Here is a 1139-nt window from a genome sequence, read left to right as displayed (position 1 = left end):
CTAGTGTCCTGAGTCTGGAATTTCATTCATAAATATAGACTGGGTCTATGGTGCGGACTGGTCGGCCGAAGGCCGAGTTGGTGTTGTCGGACGAGGAGCGGGCGGCCCTGGAGGGGTGGGTGCGCCGCCGGTCGACGCCGCAGGCCTGGGCTCTGCGGTGCCGGATCATCCTGGAGTGCGCGAGCGGCGCGTCGAACAAGGACGTCGCGGAGCGGCTGGGATCGACGCCGCACGCGGTCGGCCGGTGGCGGGGCAGGTTCGTCGAGCACCGGATTCCCGGCCTGGGCGACATGCCCAGGCCGGGAGGTCCGCGGACGGTGACCGACGAGCAGGTGGCCGAGCTGGTGGCCAAGACCCTGGAGCGCACGCCGAAGGACGCCACGCACTGGTCGACCCGGTCAATGGCCAGGGAGACCGGCTTGTCGCAGTCCACCGTGTCACGGGTCTGGCGGGCGTTCGGACTGCAGCCGCACCGCGCCGAGACGTTCAAGCTGTCCACCGACCCGTATTTCGTGGACAAGGTCCACGACGTGGTCGGCCTCTACCTGGACCCGCCCGAGCGGGCCCTGGTGTTCTGTGTGGACGAGAAGTCCCAGATCCAGGCGCTCGACCGGTCCCAGCCGGTGCTGCCGATGATGCCGGGCATGCCGCAGCGGATGACCGCCGACTACGTCCGCCACGGCACCACCACCCTGTTCGCGGCACTCGAGGTCGCCACCGGCAAGGTCATCGGCTCGCTTCACCGCCGCCATCGGGCCGAGGAGTTCAAGAAGTTCCTGCTCCGGCTGGACAAGGAGGTCCCCGAAGGGCTGGACGTTCATCTGGTGCTGGACAACTACGCCACCCACAAGACGCCGGCGATCAAGACCTGGCTGGTGTCCCACCCTCGCTTCCACCTGCACTTCACCCCGACCGGCTCGTCATGGCTCAACCTGGTCGAGCGCTGGTTCGCCGAGCTGACGAACAAGCAGATACGGCGAGGCGTCCACAAGTCCGTCCAGGCCCTCGAAGCCGACATCAAGGACTGGATCGCCGCATGGAACACCGACCCGAAGCCGTACGTCTGGACAAAGACCGCAGACGAGATCCTCGAACGCCTCGCCGGATATCTGAAGCGAATTCCAGACTCAGGACACTAG

At 66.5% G+C, this 1139-nt stretch carries 1 protein-coding gene; it reads left to right on the top strand.

Going from position 1 to position 1139, the window contains the following annotated elements; all coding sequences use genetic code 11:
• The first annotated feature begins 47 nt into the window (after nt 1-47).
• Complete coding sequence (locus tag ACFVHB_RS40145) at nt 48-1139, top strand: IS630 family transposase (protein ID WP_380332937.1); 1092 nt, start codon at nt 48-50, stop codon at nt 1137-1139.

Origin of the sequence: Kitasatospora sp. NPDC127111, assembly GCF_042677465.1 — a bacterium.
Taxonomy (GTDB): domain Bacteria; phylum Actinomycetota; class Actinomycetes; order Streptomycetales; family Streptomycetaceae; genus Kitasatospora.
The sequence above is the reverse complement of the archived record's forward strand: the minus strand, read 5'-3'. Positions and strand labels throughout refer to the sequence as shown.

Bases quoted from the DNA above. Each gene is read 5' to 3' on its own strand.
- ACFVHB_RS40145 (WP_380332937.1), top strand. From the start codon at position 48: ATGGTGCGGACTGGTCGGCCGAAGGCCGAGTTGGTGTTGTCGGACGAG.